At 44.7% G+C, this 20,877-nt stretch carries 22 protein-coding genes and 1 other annotated feature; of the genes, 5 read left to right on the forward strand and 17 right to left on the reverse strand.

Annotation, left to right across the window (positions count from 1 at the left end):
* Positions 1-130 precede the first annotated feature (130 nt).
* Positions 131-733: a 30S ribosomal protein S4 gene (gene rpsD / locus ACFVP7_RS16350; RefSeq protein WP_003229304.1), complete on the forward strand. Its 603-nt coding sequence runs from the start codon at positions 131-133 to the stop codon at positions 731-733.
* A gap of 21 nt (positions 734-754) precedes the next feature.
* On the opposite strand, the gene sr7p is transcribed toward rpsD, so the two are convergent.
* From sr7p to acsA, 3 genes are all read right to left on the reverse strand, one after another.
* Positions 755-883 carry a small protein SR7P gene (gene sr7p / locus ACFVP7_RS16355; RefSeq protein ID WP_260849809.1) on the reverse strand — a complete coding sequence of 43 codons (129 nt, stop codon included), beginning with the start codon at positions 881-883 and terminating at the stop codon, positions 755-757.
* A gap of 129 nt (positions 884-1,012) precedes the next feature.
* Positions 1,013-2,281 (reverse strand): tyrosine--tRNA ligase, encoded by a 1,269-nt coding sequence (gene tyrS, locus ACFVP7_RS16360; protein WP_003229300.1) that lies wholly within the window; start codon positions 2,279-2,281, stop codon positions 1,013-1,015.
* Between the two features lie 50 nt (positions 2,282-2,331).
* Positions 2,332-2,568 (reverse strand) — a binding site (T-box leader).
* Between the two features lie 54 nt (positions 2,569-2,622).
* Entirely contained in the window at positions 2,623-4,341 is a 1,719-nt protein-coding gene (gene acsA / locus ACFVP7_RS16365) for an acetate--CoA ligase (protein WP_396582496.1), read from the reverse strand.
* 160 nt (positions 4,342-4,501) lie between these two features.
* Here acsA and acuA point away from each other — a divergent pair, with 160 nt between their 5' ends.
* The 3 genes from acuA to ACFVP7_RS16380 are packed head-to-tail and all read left to right on the forward strand — an operon-like array spanning position 4,502 to position 6,965.
* Positions 4,502-5,134: an acetoin utilization protein acetyltransferase AcuA gene (gene acuA / locus ACFVP7_RS16370; RefSeq protein WP_003229296.1), complete on the forward strand. Its 633-nt coding sequence runs from the start codon at positions 4,502-4,504 to the stop codon at positions 5,132-5,134.
* A 26-nt stretch (positions 5,135-5,160) separates the two neighbouring features.
* Positions 5,161-5,805 (forward strand): acetoin utilization AcuB family protein, encoded by a 645-nt coding sequence (locus tag ACFVP7_RS16375; protein ID WP_003229294.1) that lies wholly within the window; start codon positions 5,161-5,163, stop codon positions 5,803-5,805.
* Positions 5,802-6,965, forward strand: a complete 1,164-nt coding sequence (locus ACFVP7_RS16380; RefSeq protein ID WP_338730684.1) for an acetoin utilization protein AcuC — start codon at positions 5,802-5,804, stop codon at positions 6,963-6,965. The genes ACFVP7_RS16375 and ACFVP7_RS16380 overlap by 4 nt, the downstream gene beginning before the upstream one ends.
* Before the next feature lie 28 nt (positions 6,966-6,993).
* Here the strand turns inward: ACFVP7_RS16380 and motS are convergent, their stop codons facing one another.
* The 13 genes from motS to ACFVP7_RS16445 form a co-directional block, all read right to left on the reverse strand.
* The gene (gene motS / locus ACFVP7_RS16385; RefSeq protein ID WP_338730685.1) at positions 6,994-7,704 is read right to left on the reverse strand and encodes a flagellar motor protein MotS; all 711 of its coding nucleotides are present in this window, start codon (positions 7,702-7,704) and stop codon (positions 6,994-6,996) included.
* On the reverse strand, positions 7,694-8,512 hold the full coding sequence (motP, locus tag ACFVP7_RS16390; RefSeq protein ID WP_015714528.1) for a flagellar motor protein MotP: 819 nt from the start codon (positions 8,510-8,512) through the stop codon (positions 7,694-7,696). The genes motS and motP overlap by 11 nt, the downstream gene beginning before the upstream one ends.
* 62 nt (positions 8,513-8,574) lie before the next feature.
* Entirely contained in the window at positions 8,575-9,579 is a 1,005-nt protein-coding gene (ccpA, locus tag ACFVP7_RS16395; RefSeq protein WP_017695488.1) for a catabolite control protein A, read from the reverse strand.
* 275 nt (positions 9,580-9,854) lie between these two features.
* Positions 9,855-10,931 (reverse strand): bifunctional 3-deoxy-7-phosphoheptulonate synthase/chorismate mutase, encoded by a 1,077-nt coding sequence (locus ACFVP7_RS16400; RefSeq protein ID WP_003223454.1) that lies wholly within the window; start codon positions 10,929-10,931, stop codon positions 9,855-9,857.
* A 235-nt stretch (positions 10,932-11,166) separates the two neighbouring features.
* Positions 11,167-11,493, reverse strand: coding sequence for a bacillithiol system redox-active protein YtxJ (ytxJ, locus tag ACFVP7_RS16405; RefSeq protein ID WP_038429472.1), 327 nt, complete (start codon positions 11,491-11,493; stop codon positions 11,167-11,169).
* 23 nt (positions 11,494-11,516) lie between these two features.
* Complete coding sequence (locus tag ACFVP7_RS16410; RefSeq protein ID WP_004398549.1) at positions 11,517-11,972, reverse strand: YtxH domain-containing protein; 456 nt, start codon at positions 11,970-11,972, stop codon at positions 11,517-11,519.
* Between the two features lie 30 nt (positions 11,973-12,002).
* On the reverse strand, positions 12,003-12,425 hold the full coding sequence (locus ACFVP7_RS16415) for a DUF948 domain-containing protein (protein WP_003229276.1): 423 nt from the start codon (positions 12,423-12,425) through the stop codon (positions 12,003-12,005).
* 161 nt (positions 12,426-12,586) lie between these two features.
* On the reverse strand, positions 12,587-13,885 hold the full coding sequence (murC, locus tag ACFVP7_RS16420) for a UDP-N-acetylmuramate--L-alanine ligase (RefSeq protein WP_003229274.1): 1,299 nt from the start codon (positions 13,883-13,885) through the stop codon (positions 12,587-12,589).
* A 249-nt stretch (positions 13,886-14,134) separates the two neighbouring features.
* Entirely contained in the window at positions 14,135-16,993 is a 2,859-nt protein-coding gene (gene sftA / locus ACFVP7_RS16425) for a DNA translocase SftA (RefSeq protein ID WP_338730686.1), read from the reverse strand.
* A gap of 159 nt (positions 16,994-17,152) precedes the next feature.
* Complete coding sequence (ytpR, locus tag ACFVP7_RS16430) at positions 17,153-17,758, reverse strand: YtpR family tRNA-binding protein (RefSeq protein ID WP_076458270.1); 606 nt, start codon at positions 17,756-17,758, stop codon at positions 17,153-17,155.
* 14 nt (positions 17,759-17,772) lie between these two features.
* Positions 17,773-18,582, reverse strand: a complete 810-nt coding sequence (locus ACFVP7_RS16435; protein WP_009967991.1) for a DUF1444 domain-containing protein — start codon at positions 18,580-18,582, stop codon at positions 17,773-17,775.
* A gap of 14 nt (positions 18,583-18,596) precedes the next feature.
* The gene (locus tag ACFVP7_RS16440; protein WP_003229265.1) at positions 18,597-18,920 is read right to left on the reverse strand and encodes a thioredoxin family protein; all 324 of its coding nucleotides are present in this window, start codon (positions 18,918-18,920) and stop codon (positions 18,597-18,599) included.
* Positions 18,921-18,958: 38 nt separating this feature from the next.
* Complete coding sequence (locus tag ACFVP7_RS16445; RefSeq protein WP_004399150.1) at positions 18,959-19,075, reverse strand: hypothetical protein; 117 nt, start codon at positions 19,073-19,075, stop codon at positions 18,959-18,961.
* A gap of 79 nt (positions 19,076-19,154) precedes the next feature.
* Here ACFVP7_RS16445 and ACFVP7_RS16450 point away from each other — a divergent pair, with 79 nt between their 5' ends.
* Positions 19,155-19,601 (forward strand): YtoQ family protein, encoded by a 447-nt coding sequence (locus tag ACFVP7_RS16450; RefSeq protein ID WP_003229263.1) that lies wholly within the window; start codon positions 19,155-19,157, stop codon positions 19,599-19,601.
* Between the two features lie 54 nt (positions 19,602-19,655).
* On the opposite strand, the gene ACFVP7_RS16455 is transcribed toward ACFVP7_RS16450, so the two are convergent.
* Positions 19,656-20,729, reverse strand: coding sequence for a M42 family metallopeptidase (locus ACFVP7_RS16455; RefSeq protein ID WP_338730687.1), 1,074 nt, complete (start codon positions 20,727-20,729; stop codon positions 19,656-19,658).
* Positions 20,730-20,877: the final 148 nt, after the last annotated feature.

Here is a 20,877-nt window from a genome sequence, read left to right on the forward strand (position 1 = left end):
TTATCAATAAGGTGTATCGTGTAACTCTCTGCTGCTGGAGCGAGGATACATGAAAACAAAATGTGCATGGTCGAATAGAGCAGACGGTTTTTATTTTCCACAAAAATAAAACCAAAGGAGGAGTCACATTATGGCTCGCTATACAGGTCCATCTTGGAAACTGTCCCGCCGTCTAGGAATCTCTCTTAGCGGTACAGGAAAAGAATTAGAAAAACGCCCTTACGCTCCAGGTCCACACGGCCCAGGACAACGTAAAAAATTATCAGAATACGGTTTGCAATTGCAAGAAAAGCAAAAGCTTCGTCACATGTACGGTGTAAACGAACGTCAATTCCGCACTTTGTTTGACAAAGCTGGCAAACTAGCTGGTAAACACGGTGAAAACTTCATGATTCTTTTAGATTCTCGTCTTGATAACGTTGTGTACAAGCTAGGTTTAGCACGTACTCGCCGTCAAGCTCGCCAATTGGTTAACCACGGTCACATTCTTGTAGACGGAAGCCGCGTTGACATCCCGTCTTACCTAGTGAAACCTGGTCAAACAATCGGTGTTCGCGAAAAATCAAGAAACCTTTCTATCATCAAAGAATCTGTTGAAGTGAACAACTTCGTTCCTGAATACCTTACTTTCGACGCTGAAAAGCTTGAAGGTACTTTCACTCGTCTTCCTGAGCGTTCTGAACTTGCTCCGGAAATTAACGAAGCGCTTATCGTTGAGTTCTACTCTCGTTAATCGTTTTAAAAACCCCTGCCGCTATGCGGTCGGGGTTTTTTTATCGTCTGTTTTGTCTTTTGCCTCTTGCTGGCCAACACTATCCTGCGCCTGCTGCTCCCAATAATCCCGCTGCAGTCGTTCTTTTGCAATCGTACACATGAGATTCACGCTTTAGCGCTCCTTTCATTTAAAAGGTGGTGATTGGTCGTGTTTGCCCTATCTAATATACTCTTTTCCTTTCATTCCTATGCGGTAAACAAAAAGATCCTTTGCCTTCAGTGGCAAAGGATCTTTTTCTTATTTATACGTCACAAGGAAGTATTTTTTCTTCCCGCGGCGCAGAACAGTAAATTGGTTTTCGATACGGTCTTCACCTGATAGGGTATAATTTATTTCCGTCTGGCGTTCGCCGTTAATGTAAACAGCTCCGTTTTGGATGTCTTCACGCGCTTGGCGTTTAGAAGGAGATAATTTAGATTGCACCAACACATCTACAAGTGAAAGCTCTTGGGTGCTGTCAACTTCCATAGAAGGAACATCTTTAAAGCCTACTTTTACGTCTTGAGCAGAAAGCTCTTTAATATTGCCGCTGAACAGCGCTTGGGAGATGTTGATGGCTTGCTCCAGCGCCTCGCGTCCGTGAACAAGTGATGTCACTTCTTCTGCCAGGCGTTTTTGCGCTTCACGTTTTTCTGGCGCCGTTTCTGTTTTTTCAGCGTACGCTTCAATTTCCTCTTTTGAAAGGAACGTAAAGTATTTCAAGTATTTGACAACGTCACGGTCGTCTGTGTTGATCCAGAATTGATAGAATTCATATGGCGATGTTTTTTCTTTATCAAGCCAGATCGCGCCGCCTTCCGTTTTTCCGAACTTCGTGCCGTCTGCTTTTGTGACAAGCGGAATCGTTAGGCCGAACGCTTTTGCTCCTTCTTCTTCTGATTTTCTGATCAGTTCAAGACCCGCTGTGATGTTGCCCCACTGATCGCTTCCGCCGATTTGCAGTTTACAGTTTTTGTCTCTGTAAAGATTTAAGAAATCATAAGATTGAAGAATCATGTAGCTGAATTCCGTGTACGAGATGCCGGATTCAATTCTTGAGCTGACCGTATCTTTTGCCAGCATGTAATTGATGCCGAAATTTTTACCAACGTCACGAAGAAAATCGATCACATTCATTTTGCCGATCCAGTCAAAGTTGTTCGCGATGACAGCTGGGTTTTCTGCTGCTTCAAAATCTAGAAATCTGGACAGCTGGTTTTTGATTTTTTGGGACCATTCGGATACGATGTCAGCAGTGTTTAGTGTACGCTCTGCTTTTTTTCCGCTTGGATCACCGATGAGGCCCGTCGCGCCCCCCACAAGCGCAATCGGATGATGCCCTGCAAGCTGAAAACGGCGAAGTGTTAAAATAGGCAGCAGGTGTCCGATATGCAAGCTGTCTGCTGTCGGATCAAAGCCTGAGTACAAGCGGATTTTTTCTTCATTCAGCTGTTTATTTAACCCTTCTTCATCTGTCATTTGCTGAATCAATCCGCGGAAGGATAAGTCTTCAAGTAAGTTAGTCATAAGATAAAGCTCCTTTTTTGATTAAAATAAAAAACGCCCCTTCGTTTACACGAAGGGACGATTGATTATCGCGGTACCACCCTACTAATAAGAGAATGCAAACATTCGTCTTATCACTTTGCCTGATAACGGATCAGGTCCGTTCTTTCACTACTGAAAGCCTGGCCGGCTTTGTTTGCAAAAGCGGTTCATGAGTGTATTCGATATATCCGTCTGTGCTGATTTTCACCGGCCATCAGCTCTCTGGAACGTAAGGATATTCTACTTGTCTCAATCTTTACCTTTTCATATGAAGCTATATCATTTTTAACATAAATAAAATCCTGTGTCAACGCCGCCTTTTAATCCTCCATTGTTGACAGATCTCCAGCAGGAAGATTAAGCTCCCATGCCTTCAGCACACGCCTCATGATCTTTCCGCTTCGGGTTTTCGGAAGCTTATCTTTAAATTCGATCTCACGCGGAGCCGCATGGGCTGCAAGACCCTGCTTTACAAATAGGCGGATCTCTTCTTTCAGTTTATCAGACGGCTCAAATCCTTCCCTGAGTGCAATAAAGGCTTTAATGATTTCTCCACGCACCGGGTCAGGCTTTCCGATTACGCCTGCTTCTGCAATAGCCGGATGTTCGACAAGCTTGCTTTCCACTTCAAATGGGCCGACGCGCTCACCGGAGGTCATGATGACGTCATCAACTCTGCCTTGGAACCAAAAGTATCCCTCTTCATCCATGTAAGCAGAATCCCCAGACACATACCAGCCGCCCGGCATGAAATACGATTCATACTTTTCAGGGTTATTCCAAATGGTATGCATCATGGAAGGCCAGCCCTTTTTGATGGCGAGATTGCCCATTCGGTACGGCGGAAGCTCGTTGCCTTGATTGTCAACGATCGCTGCCTCCACTCCTGGAATCGGCTTACCCATTGAACCCGGTTTAATATCCATGCAAGGATAGTTGCAGATGAGCTGACTGCCCGTTTCGGTCATCCACCAGGTATCATGGATTCGTTTGTTAAAAACTTTATGTCCCCATCTGATGACTTCCGGATTTAGCGGCTCACCGACACTGAGCACATGCCGGAGTGAAGTTAGATCATATTTCGCAGCCATTTCATCTCCCGCTCCCATCAGCATCCGAAAAGCAGTCGGCGCGCTGTACCAGACATTGACGCCAAGCTGTTCAATCGTACCATACCAGCTTTCCGGGCTGAAACGTCCGCCGACGATGACATTTGTCGCTCCGTTCAGCCACGGTGCAAAAATGCCGTATACCGTACCTGTCACCCAGCCTGGATCAGCCGTGCACCAATAAATGTCTTCTTCCTTTAAATCAAGGACCCACTTTCCTGTTTGATATTGCTGAATCATCGCTTCATGGACATGCAGCACGCCCTTTGGCGTACCAGTGGAACCTGATGTATAGTGAAGCAGAAAGCCGTCTTTTTTATCCATCCATTCGATATCCAGTCTTGTGCTCTCCTGTTTCGCTGCTTCATCATAATTGATGATATTCGTGCCGCTCTCAGCCTCTCCCCCGACTACGAAGACATGCTGCAAGTGAGGCAGTTTGTCTACCGGTATTCTCTCCAGCAGCTCAGGTGTTGTGACAACAACCTTTGCCTCACTGTTTTCAAGCCGGTCTTTCACCGCTCCCTCCATAAATGCTTCGAACAGCGGCCCGGCGATGGCGCCAATTTTGATTGCGCCAAGCATAATAAAATAAAGCTCGGGTGATCTCGGCATAAAAATAAAAACGCGGTCCCCTTTTTCCACATTTCCATACTGTCTCAGCACATTCCCGGCTCTGTTTGATTCTTCCTTCATTTCTTTAAATGTGTATTTTTCATCCCTTTTTGCGTCTTTATAATAAAGCGCTACTTTGTTTTTTCGAAACGATTCGGCATGGCGGTCAATCGCTTCATACGCCGCATTCAGTTTCCCTGTCTCATGCCAAGAGAAATGTTTCTCTGCCTCGGCCCAATCAAAATGCCGGTACGTTTCTTCATAGTTTTTTAAGTTATGATCCCCCTCTATTGCTGGTAACGCTTTCAAATTCATGCCCAAACATCCCCCTTTGCTGAAGTTGTCACAATTATTATAGTATATATTCATATTCTTCTCAATTTTTAAAATATAAACCATGTTGAAAACGCTTTATAATTTGGTATTCTTAAAGAAGGCATGTATTTTTGATAAGAATTGATGGGACGGTGAATTAGTGGAACATCATAAAACATACCATTCAGCAAACATCAAAACAGCAACCGGCTCTTTACTGATAGAAGGGCCTGTCTCTCCAGAGGATTTGGCAGGTTATGAGTTTCATAAAGATTTAACCGCATTTCGCCCGCCTCGCGAGCAGCATGAAGCGCTAGTCGACATTGCAGGCCTTCCCGAAGGGCGCATTATTATTGCCAGAGACGGCCGAACCATTGTCGGCTATGTCACGTATTTATATCCTGACCCGCTCGAAAGATGGTCTGAAGGAAATATGGAGGATTTGATTGAGCTCGGAGCCATCGAAGTAGCGCCGGACTATCGGGGATGCGCTGTCGGAAAGACGCTCCTGACCGTCAGCATGATGGATGAACAAATGGAAAACTACATTGTGATGACGACAGAATATTATTGGCATTGGGATTTAAAAGGGATGAAAAAAGATGTGTGGGAATACAGAAAGATCATGGAAAAGATGATGAATGCAGGCGGATTGGTCTGGTTTGCAACGGATGAGCCGGAGATCAGCTCCCACCCTGCAAACTGTCTGATGGCCCGCATCGGAAAAAACGTCAGCCAAGAATCAATTGAGCAATTTGACAGGCTCCGTTTTTATCATCGTTATATGTATTAACTGACACTGACAAAGGGGAAAAAATAATGATTGTTGAGCAAATCATGAAAAGAGATGTCATTACATTAACGAAGACGGATACGCTTGAAACAGCCATATGCAAACTGAAGGAATTCCATATCAGGCATCTGCCTGTTGTAGATGAAGAACGACACGTGATCGGCATGATTACAGACAGAGACATGAAACAGGCCAGCCCGAGTATTTTTGAAGAAAACAAACGAAGCCTATTTCTCACACGAAGCGTAGATTCAATTATGAAAAAGGATGTTGTCTGCGCCCACCCGTTAGATTTTGTCGAAGAAATATCAGCCGTGTTCTACGAGCATGGCATCGGCTGCCTTCCAGTGGTACACCATCAAAAATTAATAGGCATTTTAACAAAAACCGATTTGCTGCGGACGTTTGTCAAATTGACAGGCGCTGACCAGCCGGGATCGCAAATTGAGATAAAAGTAAACGACATCACCAAAAGCCTCGCTGAGATCAGCAGTCTTTGCCAAGACCTTCAAGTGAAAATATTAAGCGTGCTTGTTTATCCGCATGACGATCCCGGTGTAAAAGTCCTTGTCTTCCGTGTAAAAACGATGAATCCGCTGCCGTTTTTGCAGGCATTACAAAGAAATGGACACCACGTCGTATGGCCGTCAGAGCAAAGGGACCTGCTATGAGAGACAGTGTATTTATCTATTCTCCATCCTACCAAACCTATATGTTTCATCAGGAGCATCCCTTTAATCAGCAGCGGGTTCTGTTAACATATGATTTGCTTAAGTCGATCAATGCCTTTGATGATGGAGACATTGTCACCCCCAGACTCGCTTCAGAAGAGGAGCTTTCCCTTGTCCACACGGACGATTACATTCAGGCTGTAAAGCTTGCGGGCGCCGGAAAGCTTCCCGCTGAAGAAGGAGAAAGCTACGGGCTCGGCACTGAGGACACACCCGTCTTTGCCGGCATGCACGAAGCGGCATCACTCTTGGTCGGCGGCACTTTAACGGCCGCAGACTGGGTCATGTCAGGACAAGCCCTGCATGCGGCAAACCTTGGCGGAGGGCTTCATCATGGCTTTCGCGGGAGAGCATCAGGATTCTGCATATACAACGACAGCGCTGTGGCGATTCAATATATCCAGAAAAAATATAGCGCCAGAGTGCTTTATATTGATACGGACGCCCACCACGGGGACGGTGTGCAATTTACATTTTACGATAATCCTGACGTATGCACGCTGTCCATTCATGAAACAGGAAGGTATTTATTCCCCGGAACCGGCCAGATCCAAGAAAAAGGCAGCGGAAAAGGATATGGCTATTCCTTTAATATCCCGCTTGACGCTTTTACAGAGGATGATTCTTTTCTTGAGGCTTACCGGACAGCAGCTTCAGAAGTCGCCGCGTATTTCGAGCCTGATGTCATTATCAGTCAAAACGGCGCCGATGCCCATTACTACGACCCGCTGACGCATTTATCAGCAACAATCAATATATACGAAGAAATCCCCCGTCTTGCACACACTCTGGCTCATCAATATTGCGGAGGGAAATGGATTGCAGTCGGAGGCGGCGGATATGATATTTGGCGTGTCGTGCCCCGCGCCTGGGCCAGAATATGGCTTGAAATGAAGGGAATTGATCCGGGACACGAGATCCCGCCGGAATGGATTGCTAAATGGCAAAAACAATGCCCCGTGGCCCTTCCGTCGAGCTGGAGCGATCCGGCTGATTTATATCCTCCGATTCCCCGCAAGCCTGAAATTACAGAAAAAAATGCCCAAACTGTCAGCAAAGCATTATATGCGATACGTTCTGAACAGCAAAGAACAAAATAAAAAACGACCTTTACGAAGAGGTCGTTTTTTATTTTTTGATCACTATTTCCACACGCCGATTTTCCTTCATGTGTTCATTTGTCTTGTTATCCTTTACCGGCTTAGTATCCGCATACCCGACAGCAATAAAGCGCTTGGAGGGAAGCTTCTCTTTTGACGTGAAGTATTGAATCACTCCACTTGCCCGTGCTGCTGATAGCTCCCAATTCGACGGGTATCTGTATGTCGAAATGTTTCGGCTGTCTGTATGCCCCTCCACCTGAATGTCATTTGGAATTGTTTGAAGAAGAACGGCAATTTGGTGAAGAAGTGTTTCGGCATTTTTCAGCACCTTTGCCTCACCTGTATCAAACAGCACAGCCTCCTGAAGAACGAGCACGACACCGCGTTCATCCCGTTTGGCTGTCATTTGGGCCTTCAAATGATTGTCTTTTATATATGTATTTACTTTCTTGAGAAGCTGATCCTGCTGATCCTCTTGCTTCTTCGTATCAGATGGGGATGTATTCTTTTTTTCTATGGATGTTTGGTCCGGCTGAAGCCCGTTGCCTTCCTTCTGGATCGAGTCCACTGCCGCTTTGAATTTTTGCAGATCGATTTGGGACATCGAAAAGAGTAAAATAAAGAACACAAGGATCAAGGTGATCAGATCTGTAAAGGTTACCATCCAGCTGGACGAAGATTGACTGTTTTTTGCGCTTCCATTCCTTCTTTCAAAACGTTCTCTTCTAAGCTTCATGTACAGATCCCTTTTTTGTTTTTACTTGTTTTGGCTGCTTCTTCCATTCTTCCCGTGAGCTGAAAACGACCAGCTGGCTTTCAAGGTTGCGCGGGTTTTTTCCGGATTGAACACCGATAATCCCTTCCACCATTACCTGCTTGATGAAAATTTCACTTTCTGTTTTCTCTTCAAGCTTAGCCGCGATCGGGTTGAAGACCATATTTGCCAGTAATGAACCATACAAAGTCGTCAGAAGCGCAATGGCCATATTTGGTCCAAGCATATGCGGGTCATTTAAGTTTTTGAGCATCAGCACAAGCCCGACGAGTGTTCCGATCATTCCCCACGCCGGAGCGAATTCTCCCGCTTTTTCAAAAACTCGCCGCCCTTTTCGGTGCCGTTCCTCCATTGCTGCGATTTCTGAATCCATGACGAGCCGAATCGTTTCTTCATCCCAGCCGTCAATCGCTAAAAGCAGCCCTTTTTTCAAGAATGGATCTTTGATTTCCCGAGCCTGATCATCCAATGATAAAAGCCCGTGTTTTCGCGCGTGATCGGAAAGGGAAACAAAGGTTTTCACAAGATCTTTCACATTGTCTTCCTGGCGGATGAATGCCTGCTTTAACACAGAGGGCGCTTTTTTCAGCTCTCTTGGCGGAAAACTGATAAAAACAGCGGCGCAAAGTCCCCCTGTTACGATGAAGAAAGAGGTCAGATCAAGAAAAGAGCGGAAACCGCTTACTCCCGATCCCGAAATAATCCCGATAACAATAATAATCGTTCCTAACACAAATCCAACAGGTGTAAGATAATCAAAACGTTTCATCATTTCTCCCCATGAAAAAAGCAAGAATTCACCATAAAGGTGAAGCTTGCTCTTTGTTTTTCTTATGACTTGGTTGACTTTCTTAGCTCTATACGGTGCGGCAGTTCGACGATATGCTCTTCAACCGGCTCTTTATTCATGAGCTTCGTCAGCAATCTCATCGCAACGGCGCCAATATCATATGTCGGCTGAACAACTGTTGAAAGCTGCGGACGAACCATGAGGCTTAATCTTGTATTATCAAAGCCGATAATGTCGAGATCCTCCGGAATGGATAAGCCCTGATCCTGAGCGGCATGGATAATGCCCAGTGCCATTTCATCAGTTGCAGAAAGAATGGCTGTCGGTTTTTTATCCAGGCTCATCAGATGCTGCAGTGCTTCGAGTCCGGAATCATATGTGTAATCCCCTTCAGCTACAAATTGTTCATTAAACGGAAGGTTCGCTTCTTCAAGCGCACGTTTGTAGCCTTGGAGTTTTTTTGAACGGTTGATCGGTTCTGTCATTGGTCCGGAAACAAATGCGATGTCTGTATGTCCTTTATCAACCAAAAGCTTCACCGCATCATAAATCGCCTGTTCGTAATCGATAGCGACTGACGGTGTTTCCTCCTGCTCTTCTACAGAAGCGGCAAGTACGATCGGCACTGGGGAACGCTTAAATTCCGCCACATGCTCGTCCGTAATGTTTCCGCCCATAAACACGATGCCGTCCACTTGTTTGCCGAGCATTGTGTTTAACAAGTGCAGCTCTTTCTCCATGTTTTGGTCAGAGTTGCTCAAAATAATATTGTATTTATACATTGTCGCGATATCTTCAATTCCGCGCGCAAGCTCTGAATAGAAAATGCTTGAGATATCGGGAATGATGACACCTACAGTTGTTGTTTTTTTACTTGCCAGTCCTCTTGCCACCGCGTTTGGACGGTAACCGAGACGTTCAATGGCTTCCAAGACTTTTTTCCGCGTTGTCGGTTTTACATTCGGGTTGCCGTTCACGACACGGGAAACGGTTGCCATGCTTACATTAGCTTCTCTCGCTACGTCGTAGATCGTAATATTGCTCATCCTAAAACCACTCCTTTTACTGGATACACTTATCCTTATCTATAGCATAAACACTTTATGTAGAGAAATGTCATAATGTCCGAATTTATGTCGTTTATGATTTGTAAGCGTAAGTCAGTAGTGTACATTATTTTTCATTATTCATCAAATTTAATTACTTCTCATGAAATTATACACGTTTTTATAGATGATGAAAACGTATACTTGGTTTTTATAACTAAATAAACGAGAAAGCATAAAAAAAGGCCGCAGGCGCGGCCTTTTGGATTGCTCAATTAAGCGTTGACTTTCACCATTGGCTTCAGTTCATTCAGCCATTTTTCGAATTCAGGAATCGCCATTTGCTGAGCAGAGTCAGAAAGTGCGACTGACGGATCAGGGTGAACCTCAGCCATTACGCCATCTGCACCGATCGCTAAAGCGGCTTTAGCTGTCGGAAGCAAGAGGTCACGGCGGCCTGTTGAATGCGTAACATCAACAAAGACTGGCAAATGCGTTTCTTGTTTCAAAATCGGCACAGCTGAAATATCCAGCGTGTTTCTCGTTGCTGTTTCATATGTTCTGATTCCGCGCTCACAAAGGATAATTTGGTCATTTCCTTGTGACATGATGTATTCAGCAGCATTGATGAATTCAGAGATCGTTGCAGCAAGACCGCGCTTCAGAAGCACTGGCTTTTTCACGGCGCCGGCCGCTTTCAGCAATTCGAAGTTTTGCATGTTGCGCGCTCCGATTTGAATGACATCAATGTAGTCCAGCGCTTCTTCGATATGAGCCGGAGTTACGATTTCACTGATAACCGCCAGATCAAATTCATCCGCTACACGTTTTAAAATTTGAAGGCCTTCAACACCAAGCCCTTGGAAATCGTATGGGCTCGTACGAGGCTTAAAGGCTCCACCGCGCAAAATTTTAATCCCTTGTTTTTTCGCAGCTGCAGCAACTTCAGCTACCTGCTCATAGCTCTCTACCGCACATGGGCCGACAATGAATCTTTGCTGGCCGTCTCCGATTTTTTCGCCTTTGATATCAACAATTGTATCTTCAGGTTTTTTCTTGCGGGAGACAAGCAGCGCTTTGCTGTGATCTTCTTCCTGAAGCTCTAAACCGGCTTTGAATATCTCTTTAAAAATGTGCTGGATGGTTGAATTTTCGAACGGCCCGTCATTGTTTTCAATGATATTGTTTAACATTGTGCGTTCTCTGACAGGGTCAAATCGGTTGACACCCTGTGCTTCCTTCGCTTTACCGATCTCTTTTACAACATTTCCGCGTTCGTTGATTAGTTTTAAAATTTGTAGGTTTAATTCGTCTGCTTTCTGCCTTAAAAGCTCTAACTCTGTGTTGCTCATTTTTTTCATCCTTTCCCTGCACATTCATTTTTTATTTTGTAGTTATCATGCATCTTACTATAAGTAATTCCAAATGGAAATACTGAAATACAAAAAATTTTATAAAAACTCTACTTTATTACCCAAACGCTTTTAAGTGATAAAGTAATCTATGAAGCTATCCTACATGATGTGAGGGCAATGTTCAAGGGTTTTTTACAAAAAAAAGCGCCAGATGATATCTGGACGCTTTTTTCTATGACAAATGCTGCTCAATAGCGGCTTCTGTAATTTGTGAATGTGAGGTATGCCATTTCACTTCACCGTTCTGGATGATGAATATTTGAGGGCTTTCATGCTTGACCTCATATGTTTCTGCAATGAAATTTGACAGCGGCCGGGCTTCTTGTACTTGAAGATAGTAAGCCGGCACATCCTCATGCTGATTTGCAAAGGCATCAAACTCATGAAATGCTGCCTGGCTGATCGGGCATGTGGTGCTGTGTTTAAAGAAGACGAAAACGCCTTCCTGTTCTGCAATCCGTTTAAATTCTTCCTCAGATTGAATAAGCTGTTTAGCCATGACTCAAGCTCTTCCTTCCCTGCTCAGCGATTCAACTGCTCAGCCTGTTTTTGTGCATCTTTCAGTTCGTCTTTTACATCTTCTTTCGTCTGGAGGACTTGATCTTTTGTTTCATCGGCTGCCTGCATCGCTTCTTCCCTCATATCCTGCATTGCAGTCGATGAATCCGTTTTGTCAGATTTGGAACGGTCTCTTAAATCCTTTACCTTGTTCATGATCTGCCCAGACTGATCCGCTACAAGCTGTGTGATGTTGGAAGTTTTGTCTTTTGCGATGCTGACATATTGCGTGCCTTTTTCCTTCGCATCTGCCGTCATTTTATCAGTTTTGTCCCGTAAAGCAACAGCCTGGCTGCCGAGATCGTCGCGAAGTTCTTTGCCTGATTTAGGCGCTAGAAAAAGAGCTGTAGTGGCACCGATGATTCCCCCGATTAAAGTTCCGATTAAAAAATCTTTACTATTAATTCCATCTTTGCTCATCATTATTCCTCCTCTTAGTATTTTTTTCTCTTACAGGGCTGATTTTTTCTTTTGCTTCCATTTCTCCCAAATTTCCATTGCTGCTTGACTCCATGTGACAACTTGATTGATCTTATCTTGATTTTCTCTAACTGATGCCGATACAGACCCTGCCGCTTGTTTCATGGATGTATTGAACTGCTGTACAGAAGCTCCCACTCCTTGAACAGCATGAACGACCGTATTCAGCTTTTCTGATTTTTCCTGAATATCTTCAGCCAGGCGGTTGGTCTTATGTAAAAGCTCGGCTGTTTCAGTTGTGATGCCCTTCATTTGTCCCTCCAGCCCTTCAAGAGTGGATGCGACGTTTTTTAGTGTCAGCTGCAGTGACTTCAATGTTTTAGACAAGTAGATCACTAATACGAGAAATGCAACTGCGATGAGTGCAACGCTCAAATAAAGAATAATAATCATCTCAAACCTCCTTGCTGCAGGATATACTGCTGTTTACCCGTTTTCTTCAATCATAAACATGTATACTGGGCTGTATACATACTATTCTCCGTTATGTAAGAAAATCCTTTAATAAGCTTTCCCATCAGATAAATAAAAAGCAGTGAGATCACTGCTTTTTATTATGCCATGACGTTTTCATAGGCTCTCATATATTTTTGGATATCTCCTGCTCCCATGAAGATGAGAACGGCTTTATCATGAGCTTTTAAAACAGATGTGTCATCTTCTTCAATCAGCTTGGCATTATGAATTTTTCCCTGGAGATCGCCGATCGTCAGCTTTCCGGCATTCTCACGGGCTGAGCCGAAAATATCGCATAAATACACACAGTCAGCGCCGCTCAGACTTTCTGCAAATTCGTCAAGGAACTGCTGCGTCCGTGTAAATGTATGAGGCTGGAATACCGCGACAATTTCCCGATCAGGATATTTCTGTCTTGCCGCCTCAATTGTCACTTTTATTTCTGTCGGATGATGAGCATAGTCATCGATCAGCACTTGATCCCCAAGCTGCTTCTCATTGAATCTGCGTTTGACGCCCCCAAAGGATTTGAGAGCATGCTTAATGATGCTGGAATCAATTTCTTCATAATGGCATAACGCAATGACCGCCAATGAGTTTAATACATTGTGGTGGCCGTACGCAGGAATATAAAACGTATCATAGAACGTATTGCGGACAAAGACATCAAAAGTTGTCCCTTCCGTGCTTTTTACGATGTTTCTGGCTTGAAAATCATTTTCTTCCCCCGTGCCATAATACACAACCGGGACGTTCGCATGGATTTTCGGCAGATGCTCATCGTCTCCGCAGGCAATAATGCCTTTGTTGACTTGAAGAGCCATCTCTTGGAAAGCGTCAAATACATCGTCAATGCTTGAGAAGTAATCAGGGTGATCAAAATCAATATTCGTCATAATCGCGTAATCTGGCTGGTAGCTTAAGAAATGGCGGCGGTATTCGCACGCTTCAAACACAAAGTATTCGCTGTTTTCATTTCCCTGGCCTGTTCCGTCTCCGATTAAGAAAGACGTCGGTTTTGCGTTTTGGATCACGTGAGCCAGCAGACCCGTAGTCGACGTTTTGCCGTGTGCGCCCGTAACGGCAACACTCGTGAATTTTTTCATGTAGTCGCCTAAAAACTTATGATAACGTATCACCGGAATTCCCTCAGACATCGCTTTTTCTATCTCAGGATGCGTGTCTGGGAATGCGTTTCCGGCGATGACTGTCATGCCGGGTTTAATATTTTCCGCGCTAAAAGGAAGAATCGTAATATTTCTTTTTTCAAGCGCTGTTTGCGTAAAAATAAATTTTTCGATATCCGATCCTTGGACAGTATATCCATTATCATGAAGTATTTGGGCAAGCGGACTCATACCGGTCCCTTTTATTCCAACAAAATGATAAACAGTCATAATTGTACCTCCAACAAACGTCTATCTGTTCCCCAGTATATGACGCTCATTTCAATTTGCGACCGCGGCGGCTGAAAAGCCTCCCTTAGCGGCGTATTTTATATGTTTTGTTATGTTTAGTATCAGGTTATTTCTTTCCGATTAAACCCAGATATCAAGATTTGTCTATGCACAGCTGCTGTAAAGCGGCATAGCTGTTAAATGCTCTAAACACTATCATACCATGTTTGGTGTGAAAATGAACCCATATTATTCGTTTATTAAATCACTTGCTGTGATCAGCACCTCTCGAGGCTTGCTTCCTTTTGCCTCAGAGATCATGCCTTCCGCTTCCATCATGTCGATAAGCCTTGCCGCACGATTGTAACCGATTCTGAATCTTCTTTGCAGGCTTGAAGTGCTCGCACTGTTTTGCTCTACAACAAACTCACACGCTTCGTAAAACAGTTCGTCCTCTTCTTTCAGGGCTGATCCTTGTCTTACGAGCTCTTCTTGTTCAAATAAATAGGTCGGCGGCATTTGGCTTCTGACGTGGGAAACGACGCGGTCGATTTCCCGGTCTGACACAAAGTTACCTTGCAGACGGACCGGTTTTCCCGATCCGTTTTCCAAAAAGAGCATATCCCCTTTTCCGAGAAGCTTTTCTGCACCGGCTATGTCAATAATTGTTCGGGAATCAACCTGGCTTGAGACAGAAAAGGCGATTCTCGTTGGGATATTCGCCTTAATCAGACCTGTAATGACATCGACTGACGGACGCTGAGTTGCAACGAGAAGATGGATACCGCACGCTCTGGCTTTTTGGGCGATCCGCGCAATGCTTTCTTCCACATCGTTTGGAGCCACCATCATCAAATCTGCAAGCTCATCAATAATGACAACTAAATATGGCAGCTTTTCACCCATTTGGTGTTCAGCGGTTAATTGATTAAAGCGGTCAATGTCGCGGACACCTGAATGGGCAAAAAGCTCATAGCGGCGCTCCATTTCCTCAACGACCCATTTCAAAGCAGCTGTAGCCGCTTTGGCGTCAGTAATGACAGGGCTGACGAGGTGAGGAATTTTATTGTAAGGGGCCAGCTCTACCATTTTCGGATCAATCAGCAGCACCTTTACCTCACTCGGGTCAGCTTTATAAAGCAGGCTGACTAATATTGTATTGATGCATACGCTTTTTCCGGAGCCTGTAGCGCCGGCAATCAAGCCATGCGGCATTTTCTTCAAGTCGATAACAACAGGATTTCCTGAAATATCTAATCCCAGCGCAGCTGTGAGCGGTGACTTGCTTGTCCTGAAAGCTGAGCTGCGAATCATTTGGCGCAAATCAACCACCTTGCTCGTGCGGTTCGGCACTTCAATTCCGATCGTGTTTTTCCCCGGAATCGGCGCTTCAATCCGAATATCTCTCGCTGAGAGACTGAGTTTAATATCATCGGACAAGTTGGTGATTTTATTCACCTTTACACCCGGTTCAGGATGCACTTCAAATCTCGTGACAGACGGACCCTGGGTTACATGGACCACATTGGCGCGGACATTGAAGTTTTTCAAGGTTAAATCAAGAAGCTGACGCTGTTCTTCGATCCACGCAGTATCATCTTGAACCTGCGCTGGCGGGACATCAAGCAGTGCAACATTCGGAAATACATAGCTGCCGCGGCGCTCCTCTGCTTTTTGCTGTTTATGCGTATCTCTTTTCAGCATCATCACATTAAAAGGAACGGATGGCCCTTTTTGAGAAGATGCGCTTTGTTCGGTCCTTTTCTCCTGTACACCAGGCCTTTTTTTCGGCTCTTCTGAAGCTTCACGAGGTTTGTCTGCGCGAATTTCCTGCCGATTTTCAAGGGTTGCAGAAAACGATTTGGAACCCTGCTCCATGTGTTCAGTTTTCTCAAGCTCTGTATGGCTGTCTGGCTGAACATCTATCTTCGTTTCCTGAGCCTCTCCCAGGATGTCATAATGATTATTTATTATGCTGTCTGATGGCTCTTCTGATTCTTTTGCCACAGTTTCTGCTGGAGCCAGAGCCTCTGATGAATACTCATGATCAGTAAATAAAGGCTCTTCCTGACGAATGTCCATTTGTTCTTCTTGAACGAACGGGGACTCAGCACCTTCCGCCACGTTTTCATGATGATTGTATACTGGGCTGTCTGACGGCTCTTTTGCTTTTTCATCCTCAGATACTGCCTCTGTCTGAGATTCAGGAGCTGTTTGCTCTTCATCAAGTTCAGCGGAGAAAACAGGCTCTTCAAATGTCTCTGACTGCTGCTCCCTTTGTTCTTCCTCAGCCGTTGCAGGCTCTTCGCGGCCTACTTCACTGTCTGAAAGCCCTTCAGCCGCCGTATCTGTGAGCATCTCAGGCGGTGTTTGCTCTTCGGCATGTTCAGCTGGGAAGAAAGGCTCCTCTTTTTCCGGCTGTTGAACGCCTGACTCAAATGGCACTTTGTTACCTGACGGCTCGGCTGGCCGTTTCGCCAGCGCCTCATCATGCTCCGTATCCTTTCTGTTTAAAACGCCAGAAGGCTTTTTTTCAAATTGGGTATCCGGGAAGAAAGGACTTTCTTTTTTGGAATGCGCCTGTGTGTCTGAAGCAGGATAGCCGCGTTCACGTTCGATCTCTTCTGACAGCAGTGTTACCTTCTCTTTTACCGATTTATCCGGTTCGTTCAATGTTTCAGAAGGCTTTCTCGGCACATCCTTTTTAACAGATGGTTTTTGATTGAATCCATAGACAGGCGAAGGGATATTTGTCGGTTTAAACGGTTTCTTCGCCGGCTCTGATGCTTGATATGTATGCTGCTCTTCTTCATTTCTGGGACGCTCTCTGTAAGGTGCAGCACTTGGACGAGGCGCGGATTTCGGTTCGTCCGATGGGGTGCGGCGCCTTCTCAGGTCATGATTTTTGTATCCGTCAGGCACGACTGGAAAACGAAATTTGCCTTTTGGATATTCATAATATATTTTAGGATCTTCCAATCTTTTTAATTGTCCTTCAGGATGATGTACTTCTTGTTGCTGCGGAATTTGAGCGGGTTTTGTCTCCCGTTCAGCATCCTCTTCGCTTTCGCCTAAAAACAAATCAAAAAATTTATGAAGCCAACTCATAATTTATCTCTAACTCCCTTATAGTTTTCTGGGACGGTTTTTAGTATACCACTGCTGGTCGGCCCAGAAAAGATTAAGCTATCAGCAGAAACAAAGCCGCTAAACAAGGGCTTAGCGGCTTTTCACATGATTCGTTTTTTTTAGCGGATTTATGGGAGTCTAAAACTGAAATGCGTCTCCCGCCTCATAGTCTCCTTCTAACACAAGAATTCCTTTTTCAGCAGGGGCATCCGGCAAATCAAGCTCTTTCGCTGAGCAGATCATCCCGCTTGACGGAACGCCGCGAAGCTCTGCATCCTTAATGACAAGTCCGCTAGGCATCACAGCACCGACTTTGGCAACGACAACTTTTTGGCCTTTGTCAACGTTAGGCGCGCCGCAGACGATCTGAAGCGTTTCTTCTCCTACGTTGACTTTACATACGCTTAATTTATCCGCATTCGGATGTTTTTCTTTTGATTCTACATACCCCACAACAAACTTCGGAGATAAATCAACGACTAATGTTTCTTCAACGCCGTTTCTGTTTAAAATCTCATTCACATCTTGCACGAATGTTTCTGAGAGCGCAACAGGGCCGTTTTCATCAATGGTCAAGTAAGAAGACGCGTTGAAAATGTTGAAGCCAGTTGTTTCTTTTGTTTCGTTATTGAAAATTTTGACGACGTCGCCGTGTTTTTCATAGCCTAATTGTTCGCGTGTCACATCTTGAAGAGAGATCAGAAGCGTGTCTCCCACACCTTCTTTATTATAAAAAGCGTTCATAAGTAAAATCCTTTCTAATCCTTTTTCGGACGGCTTTTTGCCAGGATAAACACCGGTTCCAGCTTTCCTTCATTGTACAAAAATGATAGGGCGGTAATCGGGACGGTGCCGCCTGCAAAGAAGCTCATCGACATTTGTCCTAGAATATCATACCCCGATTCATTCCGGATGTCAGCAAGAATCAAAACGTCCTGATGAGGAACAGAGATCGCCAGCTCCCCTTCTGCATGCTGCTTATACTCATTTAAGATCGCTTCGTTCAAAATCCGGCTTGCATCGTATCCGTCGTTTGCCCTGAAGAAATAAAAGTAATTGCCGGCAACCGTATCCTCTTTGACAACCGTCGGCAGGGAACGGAGATTAAATGCGGCCGTCTCTCTGATCCGCTCTTTTGTCCAGTTTTCTTTCTCAAGCATGCGCTGGTCAATTAAACGGTAGGTTTTCCCGAGATCTAGCGCGTAATAAATTCTTGTCTCTGCGGTATGATCGTCATAAATGAGCGGGATATCTTCGCTGGACTTGTCCGGGAAGGAAGTCGAGCGGATGACCGGATAAATGCGAGTTTCTTTCCCGGTCATTTCCTGAGCCTTCCCTTCCATTGCCGTCATCGCTTCGGAGACATAGTACACGATCTCATCAATGGCTTCGTCTTTTTTCAGTTCCCATTTTGCAATAATCGGCGGCAAATCGAGTGTAATCCCTTTTTTAGTCGTTTGATCCTCAACACGGAGGGTGTCTTTTTCTCTGTCAAACAGAAAGGAGCGATTCTCGTGCTGAAGGCGCTGCTTCAGTATATCTGACAGCTTCCTTGAGGTCATTTTCAAACCGATGTCCTCCTTTACGCTTTAGCGAGAGAGTCTGTTAAAAACTGTTCAATTTCTTCTTTTGTTTTGCGGTCTTTGCTCACAAAACGATTTACTTCTTTTCCTTCATTAAACACCACAAAGCTTGGGATTCCGTAAATTTCCCACTCTGCACATGTATCAATGAATTTGTCACGGTCTACGTAGTAGTAAGTGAATTCAGGGAAATTCGCTTCCAGTTCAGGCAGGAAAGGCTCTACAAAACGGCAATCCGGGCACCAATCGGCTGAAAACATAAATACAGACCAATCATCCTTTACCGCTTTTTCCAGCTCTTGAGTTGATTCAATTTTTTTCATTTCATATCCCTCCAGTTGTTTATGTTCTTACATGTTTTTTATCGATACTCGTCCATTTGGATCATACCAAACTGCTTGAGACAAAACCACTTATATGCAACGAATGAGTATGTAAGATTGGCTTTCCCATTATCATTATCATATTTTATTTGCATTATCAAGCTCGTTTCGTTTAACATCGTGTACATGAGGGTAAAATTTACAGATGGACATACATAAGGAGGGATTTTTAATATGGAGTTTATCGTCTATTTAGCAGGAGAAATCCACAGCAATTGGCGCGAGGAAATCAAAGAGAAAACAAAATCACTGAAACTGCCGATTACGTTTGTTGGCCCGATGGAGAATCATGACCGCTCAGACAATATTGGTGAAGAAATTATGGGCGTACAGCCAAATGCCGTTTTAAAGGATGACAAAGCCTCTGACATCAACAACTTCAGAACCGCCGTCCTGATGAATAAAGCAGACTTTGTGATCGCCCTGTTTGGCGAAAAGTACAAACAGTGGAACACGGCAATGGATGCATCATATGCGATCGCAAAAGGAAAACCCCTGATTATCATCCGGCCGGAATCGCTCCACCATCCTTTAAAAGAGCTTTCCAATAAAGCGAATATTACGGTTGAAACCGTTAACCAAGCCATTAAGGCCCTTTCCTATCTATTTGAAACAGAATAAGAAAAAAGCTTGTCGATCCGGGCTTACTGCTCGTTCAACAAGCTTTTATGAAACCTACATATTTTCTTTAATCGCATCCACCGTCTGCTTATCGCAGGCTGTTACAAGTTTGATGAGCATTTCTTTAGCAGCAGCATAATCATCAATATGAATGATAGAAGCGTTTGTATGAATATAGCGGGAACATATTCCGATAACCGCTGACGGCACACCGCTGTTCGAAATATGAACCTTGCCTGCGTCTGTTCCCCCGCCGGATACAAAATATTGATATGGAATATCATGCGTTTCAGCCATATCAAGAACGAATTCCCTCATTCCGCGATGCATGACTGTCGTTCTGTCAAGAATGCGCAGCAAAAAGCCTTTTCCAAGCTGGCCGAATTCATTTTTGTCTCCGCTCATATCGTTTGCCGGGCTGGCGTCAAGGGCGAAAAACAAGTCCGGTTTAATCATATGAGAAGCCGTCTGCGCGCCCCTTAGCCCTACTTCTTCCTGAACCGTTGCACCCGCATAGAGTGTATTCGGAAGCTCTTTACCGTGTAATTCCTTCAGAAGTTCAATGCTTAAGCCGCATCCATATCTGTTATCCCATGCTTTTGATAAAATTTTCTTTTCATTCGCCATCGTCGTAAACGGACAAACAGGCACAACCTGCTGTCCCGGTTTAATGCCGATTTTGATGGCGTCTTCCTTATCATCCGCTCCAATGTCGATCATCATGTTTTTGATATCCATCGGACGGTTTCGCTGCGCATCTGTCAATAAATGCGGCGGTATGCTTGAAATCACCCCCGGAACCGGCCCGTTATCTGTTTGAATTTCAACCCGCTGCGCAAGCAAAACCTGGCTCCACCAGCCTCCGAGCGTCTGGAATCTGAGCAGCCCGTTGTCTGTAATGGATGTCACCATGAAGCCGACTTCGTCCATGTGCCCGGCTACCATAATTCTCGGTGCGTCCTCTGCGCCTCGTCTGACTCCGAAAACACTTCCCAGTCTGTCCTGAACGATGTCATCGGCATATTTGGCTAGCTCCTGCTTCATAAAAGCACGAACCTGATGCTCATTGCCCGGCGCGCCGGGAAGCTGCGTCAGTGTTTGGAAAAGCGCTTTCGTTTCTTGATTCATGTTTTCCCCTCATTTCTATGTAGTCCTTTTATTTTATTAGAAACAATGAAGTTTTCCAAGCACCCTGACCCAATCTGCTCGATCAGCCGCGTATTGCTTAACAGGATTTGGCTGTTTCTGTATAATGAAAAGTACGATCAACCAGGAG

The sequence above is a fragment of the Bacillus sp. SG20033 genome, assembly GCF_044570195.1.
GTDB classification, from domain to species: domain Bacteria; phylum Bacillota; class Bacilli; order Bacillales; family Bacillaceae; genus Bacillus; species Bacillus subtilis.